General features: G+C 71.5%; 10 protein-coding genes. 3 read left to right on the top strand and 7 right to left on the bottom strand.

The genetic code is table 11. From position 1 onward, the window contains the following. Positions 1-67: 67 nt before the first annotated feature. The 6 genes from O7609_RS00280 to O7609_RS00305 form a co-directional block, all read right to left on the bottom strand. Positions 68-1,723, bottom strand: coding sequence for a hypothetical protein (locus tag O7609_RS00280; RefSeq protein ID WP_269742871.1), 1,656 nt, complete (start codon positions 1,721-1,723; stop codon positions 68-70). A gap of 126 nt (positions 1,724-1,849) precedes the next feature. Next, positions 1,850-2,170: an HTH domain-containing protein gene (locus tag O7609_RS00285; protein ID WP_269742872.1), complete on the bottom strand. Its 321-nt coding sequence runs from the start codon at positions 2,168-2,170 to the stop codon at positions 1,850-1,852. Beyond that, on the bottom strand, positions 2,167-3,057 hold the full coding sequence (locus O7609_RS00290; protein ID WP_269742873.1) for a replication initiation protein: 891 nt from the start codon (positions 3,055-3,057) through the stop codon (positions 2,167-2,169). The genes O7609_RS00285 and O7609_RS00290 overlap by 4 nt, the downstream gene beginning before the upstream one ends. Before the next feature lie 505 nt (positions 3,058-3,562). Continuing rightward, positions 3,563-4,828: a hypothetical protein gene (locus O7609_RS00295; protein ID WP_269742874.1), complete on the bottom strand. Its 1,266-nt coding sequence runs from the start codon at positions 4,826-4,828 to the stop codon at positions 3,563-3,565. Positions 4,829-4,917: 89 nt separating this feature from the next. After that, on the bottom strand, positions 4,918-5,163 hold the full coding sequence (locus tag O7609_RS00300) for a type II toxin-antitoxin system RelE family toxin (RefSeq protein WP_269742875.1): 246 nt from the start codon (positions 5,161-5,163) through the stop codon (positions 4,918-4,920). Continuing rightward, positions 5,160-5,420, bottom strand: coding sequence for a type II toxin-antitoxin system Phd/YefM family antitoxin (locus O7609_RS00305; RefSeq protein ID WP_269742876.1), 261 nt, complete (start codon positions 5,418-5,420; stop codon positions 5,160-5,162). The genes O7609_RS00300 and O7609_RS00305 overlap by 4 nt, the downstream gene beginning before the upstream one ends. A 239-nt stretch (positions 5,421-5,659) precedes the next feature. Between O7609_RS00305 and O7609_RS00310 the strand changes: the two genes are divergently transcribed. The 3 genes from O7609_RS00310 (at position 5,660) to O7609_RS00320 (ending at position 7,505) form a co-directional block, all read left to right on the top strand. After that, on the top strand, positions 5,660-6,427 hold the full coding sequence (locus tag O7609_RS00310) for a GNAT family N-acetyltransferase (protein ID WP_269742877.1): 768 nt from the start codon (positions 5,660-5,662) through the stop codon (positions 6,425-6,427). 471 nt (positions 6,428-6,898) lie between these two features. Further along, the gene (locus O7609_RS00315; protein WP_269742878.1) at positions 6,899-7,243 is read left to right on the top strand and encodes a hypothetical protein; all 345 of its coding nucleotides are present in this window, start codon (positions 6,899-6,901) and stop codon (positions 7,241-7,243) included. A 136-nt stretch (positions 7,244-7,379) separates the two neighbouring features. Continuing rightward, positions 7,380-7,505 (top strand): hypothetical protein, encoded by a 126-nt coding sequence (locus O7609_RS00320; protein WP_269742879.1) that lies wholly within the window; start codon positions 7,380-7,382, stop codon positions 7,503-7,505. A gap of 112 nt (positions 7,506-7,617) precedes the next feature. On the opposite strand, the gene O7609_RS00325 is transcribed toward O7609_RS00320, so the two are convergent. Continuing rightward, on the bottom strand, positions 7,618-8,160 hold the full coding sequence (locus O7609_RS00325; protein ID WP_269742880.1) for a hypothetical protein: 543 nt from the start codon (positions 8,158-8,160) through the stop codon (positions 7,618-7,620). Positions 8,161-8,842: the final 682 nt, after the last annotated feature.

The following is an 8,842-nucleotide window of genomic DNA, read 5'->3' on the forward strand; positions in this document are numbered from 1 at the left end:
CAGCACGAACCGGCCAACCCTGGACCTGCCCGGCTGGGATCGACGCGGCAGCGGCGCCCCCGGCGCATTACAGCAGCCCTCCCAGCGGCAGGACGCGCTCGGCAAGCTGTCCGCGCAGCCTGTTTCCGGCGGTGCCGGCCTCGGTGAGCCAGTCGGCGGCGACGAGGACTTCGGCGTGCTCAGCGACCTTGTCGGCAGGCAGGTTGCAGAACCCGGCGGCCTGGTCGAGGGGGAGTCCGCCGTCCTCGGCGAGTCCGAGGCGTCCGTCGGGGCGGGTGTGGGCGGCGGTGTGCAGGGCCAGGAGCCGGGTGCGGGCGTCGGCCTTCTTCTTGCGGAGTTTCCGGTCGCCGACGACTTTCTGGGCCCAGCCGGAGATCCTGGAGCGGTTGTTCTTGCCGAACGCGAACGGGCGCGGGTGTTCGGGCAGCAGCGAGGGGACGGTGAAGCCGGTGGGGTCCTCGGACCGGGAGGCCATCACCTCGGCAGCGGTGCCGGGCAGACGCAGCCATCCCGCCGTGATCAGCCGCTCGAGCACCGGTTCGGCTTCGCCTTGCAGCCAGCCGGTGAGGTCCTGTCCGGTGATGTTCCCGGTGCCGGCGCGCGCGGCCCGCAGGGTGAGCATGAGGACGGCCAGGCGTACCTCGGCCTCCGGGCGCGGGGCGTGGGCGGTGACGTACTCCAGCACAGCGCGGGCGTGGACGGCCTGCTGGCGGGTCAGCAGCCGCTCCACCGCGGGACCGTCCGCATCCTGAAGGTCATCGGCGGCAGCGCGGTCGCGGTTCTCGTGCTGGGCCCGGGCGGCGTGCGCGGCCTTCTGGGCGCGGTCCGCTTCGTGGCGCAGAACGCCGGTGCCGGTGACGTCGGCCCACTGGCGGAAGGCGCAGGCCTTGCGCTCGTGGAGGCCGGCCAGGAGCAGCAGGTCGGGTTCGGCGCGCTGCTGGTAGGCGCGGAACGCGTCCCCGAGCTCGATGAGCTCCCTGCGCAGGGCGTCGGGTTTGAGGTCGTGGGGGACGATCCGCTGCCCGATCTTCCCCCACCGCTTCACCCGCCGGGACGCCCCTGCCGGTGAGGTAGCGCGGGAACGAGGCACCGGCACTGCCCCGGCAGCCGGGGAAGACACAGCGCCGGCACCGGGGGCGGGGTCGGAGAACACCGCCGCCACACCGTCGCCCGCCGAGCCGCCAGAAGTCTGCCGCTGCCCGGCCGGCTGCCCCGCCTCCTGGTCCCTGTCGGCCGGGGCAGTGCGGGCCGGGGGCAGGGCGGTGTCCAGAACCCGGCAGCCCGGGGTGGCGGCCGCGCAGCGCGCGCACATCTCCGCGATCCGCCACAGCCTCCCCGCGCGGTCCGCGTACACCGCCAGAACGACCCGGCCGCCGCACCGCACACCCGTGCCCGCCGACGACCGCGCCCCGCCGCCCGGGCGCTGGGTGAGCGTGTCCGGGTCTGGGGTGTGCCACGCGCAGTCAGCGGCGCGGCAGGCGCACCACGCCGTCCCGCGCGGCCCGCCGCCGGCGCGGATATGGGCCAGGTGCTGGTTGACATGGGCGACCGCGGCCTTGCGTCCCGCAGCGGCGCCAGCGGGGAGGCGCTGATCAGGGCAGGCCGGGCGGGAGCAGGACAGTTTCACCGCGCCAGCCGAGGGGCGGCCGTCGGGGTCCAGGCGCACCGTCCACACCCGCCCCGCGACACGCTCGGTCTGCTGCGTTCCGGTCTCCACCGCCATGTGCGCACCTCTCCGCGTCGCTTGATCCGTCGCCCAGCGGGGCGGTCCCCATCATCGGGGATACCGGCCGGACGGCTCCGGGTGGAACCGGTGTCCGTGCCCGGCGTGCCGTGGCCGCGTCACGCTTCAGCGGCGCAGATGTCGGGTTATCACGTCCCCTTCACCGGCAGCGGCGTAGCGGGTGAGATCGACACCAGCCGCGCGGGCTTCCTTGAGCCGGATGGACACCAGACCGGCGGAAACAGACAGCTCACGCGCGATCTCGTACCCCTTGAGCCCCTGCCGGTGCAGCTCGACGATCTGGTCTCGCCGCTGCCGGGAGCGGCCCTCGTACGCCGCGCGTTCCTCGGCGACCATGCGCAGCACCGTCCGCTCGGACACTCCGAACTGGTCCGCAAGTTCGCGGGCCGTCACGGTGCGGCGCTCACGCCTGGGCCCCTGCGTCATGACTTCCCCCTCATGTACTCGAGCATGGCTTCGGTGCGCTCGTCCCGGCGCGCTGCCCGCACCGTCCCCGAAGCCTTCCCGCCCTTCTTGCCGCGGGCGGACTGGATGGCGACGAACGTGGCCTCGTAGACGGCCGCGCCGTCCTTCCACATCCTGGACCGCGTCGTGATCCACCGGTGGATGCTGTTGGCGATCGCACGCGCCTCCACGGCCGGCAACGGATCGGTGAACTCGGCGTTGCGGGTGTGTACTTCGGCGTGGATGGCGGTGTGGAAGGTGCCGGGGCTGCCGAAGTGGTGGCGAACCTCCCGATACGCCCAGGTCCGTGCCGTCTCGAAGATCGAGCAGTTACGCCCCAGCCCCGTGATGTTGGTGCGGAACCGCTTGGTCTCCCGCCAGCGCGCGGGCGGCATATGACCGCCCAGCGCCTCCTCCAGCCCACCGAGTGTGTGGAGACCGCCATGGAGCCACTCAGTGCTCCAGTCCGTGTGCAGCGGATTCTTCGTCATCAGCCCCGAGTACGCCGCATCCCCATCCAGCGCGCGGCGCAGCCCCTCGGTGACAGCGGCGGCGTAGGCCAGTGGCTTGCGCCGGGCGTACTCGGTCCGCGTCACCGCCTCCTCCAGAGCCCACACCGCATGCGCATGCCCGTTCACCGGGTTCTCCACGACCGCGTTGGGCAGCGGATGCGACCCCACCGACGACACCGCCCGCAACACCGCATCCGAGTGGTCCACATCCACGACGAGAAGATTGCTCAACGCCGACGGGTTCGCCTCCACGTAGCGACGCGTCATCGCCACCGGCCGCCGCTCCCGCCGGATCCCCTCCTGTAGGCGGTTCGTCGCATACGGCCGCAACGGCAGCCACAACTCGTCCCACTGCACCGCAGGCAACTCCACACTCATGCACTGATCATCACGGACCAAGCCGAGCGGGGGACCCAGACACGCCGCAACCTTCAAAGTACGTCACGAGGCCAAGTCAGATGGTGGCGGAGGGGCTCCCGCTGTTGCCGGGAACTCCGAACCGTAGGGCCGAATCTTTAAAGTCCGCCGTGAAGCCAAGTCAGATGGTTGGGGAGTCTCGGCCCTACTACACCAGGCACCCACCATGCCCGGCCTCCACAGTGGGGCACGGCTTTAAAGTCAGCCAGAAGCCAAGTCAGATGGTTCTGACCTCCCCAACCGGAACCACCACCCACCCCCACCCCCCACGTGAGACTGAGCTTGTACGGGACAGGCCCGAAGACCTCCAGGCGCACCGTCCACACCCGCCCGGCGACGCGCTCCTCCTGCCGCGTTCCGGTCTCCACCGCCATCTGCGCACCTCTCGCGTCGCTTCCTCCGTCGCCCTGCGGGGCGGTCGGCGGGCCGTGGCAGCAACACGGGGTCAGCGCCGCCGGCCGAACAGCCACCACCGGCGGCGCGTGCGGCGGCGCGGTGGCGCCGTGGGCTGTGGCGGTGCCGGCGGCTGAGGCGGGTGCGGTGGAGGTGAAGGTGCGGGCGGTGCCGCCTCCGGTACGACCGGACCGGGCTCGGGCGGGGGCGTCGGCGAAGAGGGGGAGGCCGCGGTCGCCGACACCACCGACACCCCGGGTGCCGGTGGTGGAGCGGTCGGTGGTGGCGCGAGGGGTGTGGACGGCCTGTTGGGTCGCGGCTTGGGGGAGGGTCGGGTGGTCTGCCGTGGCGCGGGCTTGCGTGTGGCTGCTGCCGACCGGGTGTGCCGCAGGGCGCGCTGGGCGGGGGAGAGCGGCGGCGGGCAGGCCGGCGGGCCGCTGTGGCCGGTGGCGGCGTCGTAGGTCCAGTGGGCGAGCTGCCAGTGCTCCTCGGCGAACATCTGCAGCTCTCTCCTGCCCCTGCGGGGTGTCCAGACCTTCCAGGCCCCGACGGCCAGGACGAAGACGCCAGCCTCGAGCGGGGCCAGGAGACTGGCGTGGTCGGACCGGATCCGGACGGTGAAGCCCCGCCCGTCGGCGAGCCGCAGGACCGGCCGGTCCTGGCTGTCCTGCTCCACGGCGGTGATGCGGCCGTACAGGGCTACCGGGTGATCAGGCTTGGGCCCGCTGGTCACCTGCCCGTACAGCCGAGCATGGTCACCCGGTGTGGGACCGTGGCAGAACTCGCGCCAGCTCACCGCCTGCCTCGCACCGGGGCGGCGCACCTTGAACTGGGCGACCACGTCGGCGTCGTAGTCGTGCTTCTGCAGGAAGCGGGCGATGACGACCGCGCTGTTGATCAGAGGAGGCAACAGCGGCCGCACCGTGGAGATGTCCACGCCGAACCGGTCACCGGGGGCGGCAGGTTCGCCGTCGATGACGGGGACGGTGGCACCGATCTGGCCCAGGTCGTCGGGCAGCACGAGGTGCAGTTCGTCGCCTTCGATGACGGCCACGCCCTGCGAGCCGTGCGCGATCTTCTGCAGGACCTCAACGGGGTTGAGGGGACACATCTGCTCGTGCTGCCGGTCCCGGGCGAGCCGGAACAGCGCGCCCCGGGGATTTCGGCCCACCGAGGTCCGCTGGGACACCACCGGCGTCAGGCAGAACGCGCAGACCAGCGGAATCTTCTGAGCGCGCCACCAGGGCTCGTCGTCGATGTCATGCGCGAAGACCTTCTCGCCGACCGTGCCGTTGCGATACAGGCGGGCCTTGTCCACCGCCTTCCACCCCCTTGATCCACAGCGTTCAGGGGACCACGAATACCGGACGCGGGGAAGGCAGCCCAAGGCCATCCCCGTCAGTCAACTCAGCGAACCCGCCCGAGATGGATGACGCTGACGCGGACCTGGCGGTCGTTGACCTCGTACATCACCCGGTACCGGCCGACGTGGATGCGCAGCACGTCGGCGCTGCCGAACGCGCCGTCGGGGCGGGGGTTGTCGGCGAGCCGGTCGACGGCGGCGAACACCTGCCGGACTCCGTCGGGGTCGTCCTTGGCGAGCCGCTCGGCCTGGGCGAGGGCCTCGGGCTCCCAGATGACCTCGTAGCTCAACGCCCGGCTCCGCCGAACACGCGGCGGTACGCCTCGTCGTGCGGGACGCCGGCTTCCTCGCCCCGGTCCTGGCGCGCGTGGTAGGCAGCCAGTGCCCGCAGCTCCTGGAGCTCCAGGGCGTCGGCGGGGCTGACCAGTATGGCGACGGTCTGCCCGTGGTCGGTGATGGCGGCCGGCTCCCGGGTGGCGCTGACCTCGCGCGCGATGGCGCCCAGGCGGGCGCGGGCTTCCACGATCGAGTAGGTCGTCTCCGTCATGCACACCAGCTTACGGAAGTGTGCACATCGTGTCTGCCCCGAGAACCGGCGAGGTGGTGGGGGCGGGCCCTGGCGGGGGCAGGCTGGAGGGGAAGGACATCCGGCGAGGAAGGCGGAAGCAGCCCGTGGCGATCACGACACCCCGTGCGGCGACACAGCTGTCGGTGCGGCCCTACCGGGACGGCGACGAGCCGGTGGTGCTCGACCTGGTGGCCGCCGACTAGCTGCCCGGCCAGCCGGTGACCACGCCCGCGATGCTCGCCGAGGCTCTGGCTGGCCGCTCGCCCGTCGACGGCGGATGGTGGGCCGAGCTTCAGTCGCCGGTCACCGAGGTGATCTGCGACGAGACGGGCCCGGTGCTCGGTGCCGTTTCCTACGCCCTGCGCTCCTCGGACGGGGCCGGGTTCATCCTGTGGCTGCACTGCCGCGAGGACCAGGCCCTCGCCGAGGCCCTGGTCGCCCGCGCGCTGGAGCGGCTCGGTCGGCGCACGGTGCACGCCTTCGAGTTCGCCTCCGCCCTCACCCTCGGGCTGGAGGGCCTGCCCGCCGGTCACCGCCCCGCCACCCGGAAGGCGCTGGGGGCGGCCGGGTTCGCCGGCCGCGACCTGTGGCGCTACATGCGCGCGGACCTGCCGATCGCCGGGCTCTCCCACGCTGCGCACTGCACTGTGCAGGACTGCGAGGACCCCCCGGGCAAGCGCCTGGAGGTCCGCGAGGGCGGGGAACTGCTCGCGGAGGCCACCATCGGCCGCCCCGTCGCCGGAATCGGCGTGCTGTGGTGGATCGGCGTCGCCCCGCCCGCCCGCGGCCGCGGTCTGGGCCTGGCGCTGCTCGGCTCCGCCCTGGACCTGCTGGCCGGGCTCGGCGCGCGCGAGGCGATCCTGTACGTCGACGACGACGCCCCCGCCGGGGACCCGGAGCGCGACCGCACCGCCGCCAACGGCATGTACGACCGGGCCGGCTTCACCGAGGTCGACCGGCTGCACTCCTTCACCCACCGCCCGTAGACGCTCCACCGGATCCCCCGGCGCCGGGTGCACGCCACGGCCCCTGACCTGGGCTGATCATCGGTCTCGACTACGGGCACGACTTGAGCCCAGTCGTCCGGGACCGGCGCGAGGCCACGATCGGCCGCGCCCTGATCCGCTACGTCGTCTCCGGCACGGTGCTGACCGTGACCGTGGTCCGCCTTTTCTGCAGAGCCCATCCAGATGCACGTTCTCTGGCACCCACTCGAAAAACGATCCACATGATCAATTCTGATACCGAAATTCCACAGGACCGATGAGGAACCGGTATGCGTGTGGAGAATCCCGGAGGACCGCAATTTCGTTCTCCGGCCAGTGGGACAAAGGCAGTTCCCCAGGCCCTCCCCGGGGAAGCGCAGCCGCCCGGGCCTGTCTGGCTTCTCCTGTCCGGCCCACCAGCTCCCTGGTGGGCGATACCGTGAAGTCCATCAGCCGATCAGGAGTCGCATGATGAGCGAGCACACCGCCGACCAGGGCGCGGCCCGGCCCACACCACCGACGCGCAGCCCGTACCGCATCGAGCCGGACGAAGGCCCGCAGACCATCGGCGAGCTCAAGGCCGCGCTCGCCGCCACCGACCCGGCCGAGCTGGCCGCGTTCACCGCCCGGCTCGACGCGGTGCGCACCACCGACCCGGCCGCGCTGAACGAGGTCCGGGCACTGTTCACCGAGTACCGGCACGTGTGGGTGCTGCGCACGCACCCGGAGATCCAGGAGGCGATCCGGGCCGCGGCCGACCCGTATACCCCCACCTACACGCTGGAGGACGTGCTGGGCGGGGAGAAGAGCGCGTGACCCTGCCCGGCCCGTACCGGGTCACCTTCGCCGCCCAGGCGCTCGCCGGCATCAAGGCCCTGGACCGGCCACAGGACATCGCCGCGCTCACCGCGGCCCGTGACCGGCTCAGCCGAACCCCGCCCCGCAGGCCGGGGTGCCTCAGCCAGACGGCCTGTACCGGCTGCACATCGCCGTCGACGACGACTCCGAGCGCATCAGCCTGCTGTACCGCATCGTCGACGACGAGGTCCGCATCGTGTGGGTCCTGGCCGGCCCCTGAAGACCCCCAGACCCTGGACAACGAAGCAGCGCCCCGCCGTCTGGCTGGGCGCTGCTTCACGCTGAGTTCATCCCGGCTGCAGCCCCGGTCTTGCCCTACGGCCTTGCTGGGCTCACAGGGCGCTGCTGAGCCGCTCGATGATGGTGCGGGCAGCCTCCTCGGAGCCCGCAGCGGCCCCGACGACGGCGCCGGTCGCGACAGGCGCGAGGTATCCCCGGAGCGCGGCCACGGCACGGCGGACCTTGCCGCGGTCCGGCTCCGCCTGCACCACCTCGTTCAGCACGTCCTCGCCGGCCGCTGCGGCGTCCTCGATGTCCTCCTCGGAGACCCCCATCGTGGGCAGCTGACGCAGGGCGTCGACCACGGCCTGGGCGAGGTCCTCGAACCCGGGGGCGATCTGCTCGCCCTCGTTCTGGGTCTGGTTCACCGTGGTGTTGCCCCACGCCAGCTGGGCGCCGTTCACATCCCCGTGGATCACGGGACCGTTGAAGACGTTGGCACCGGCCAGGGCGGCACCAGACCCAAGAGACACCCCTGCCGTGTCGGCCTCGATCCGCGCCTTGACGGGATGCTTGTCCATCTCCCGCTGGATCTCCCGCATCATCTTCCTGATGCCCTGCCGGTTGACCTTGAAGCCGCTACGGGCCATCGTCATCTCCCCTGAGTCGTTACGGGAACATCGTCCATTGTGCTCCTACCCACCGACACAACGAACCGGGCTGTCGAAGACGACAACCCGGCCGGTGAATGGCGTCGATGGCTTCGATTTGATGGTCTGGTAGACCACCAGAATTTCTCGGGCACCTTCCGGCCGCTCAAGCGCTCTCCGGATCATCCTCCGGGCCGGGGCGTTGCATCCGTAACAGTACATGCGCATACCGAATGATGCACCAAGGTTCGACAACTTCTCTTCTATGGGCGGTGTCTGGTAGGCTGTCAGCATGTCCAACCCCGTTCTCCCTCTCTCCTATCCTGTGTTTTCCGGGTGTTGATGGATGCGTGTGCGGGCGGTCTGGTCCGGCGGTCCGGCGCCCATGCCGGTCTTGTCTTGGCGGTGGGACTGCTCGGGGGCCGGCCTTGCGTTCTGGCCCGTATCTGTGGGGGTGGGGCGGTTTCCGTAACGGCACATGACGCGCGTAACGATGCACACCTCCCCTGTAGCCAGCCGCTGTTCCGGCGGAGCGGAGCGGAGCCGGGGAATTCCGCGAAGCGGGATTCCAGTGCTTTTCCGGATTCGCGCGAAGCGCGTATCCGGTGAGCGGCGTGAAACGCCGGTCCCGCCCGCGAAGCGGGCGGCCATGCAAGCGCGCGCAGCGCGCTTGGACCCGCTCCGCGGG

Source organism: Streptomyces sp. WMMC1477 (assembly GCF_027460245.1).
Classification (GTDB): Bacteria; Actinomycetota; Actinomycetes; order Streptomycetales; family Streptomycetaceae; genus Streptomyces.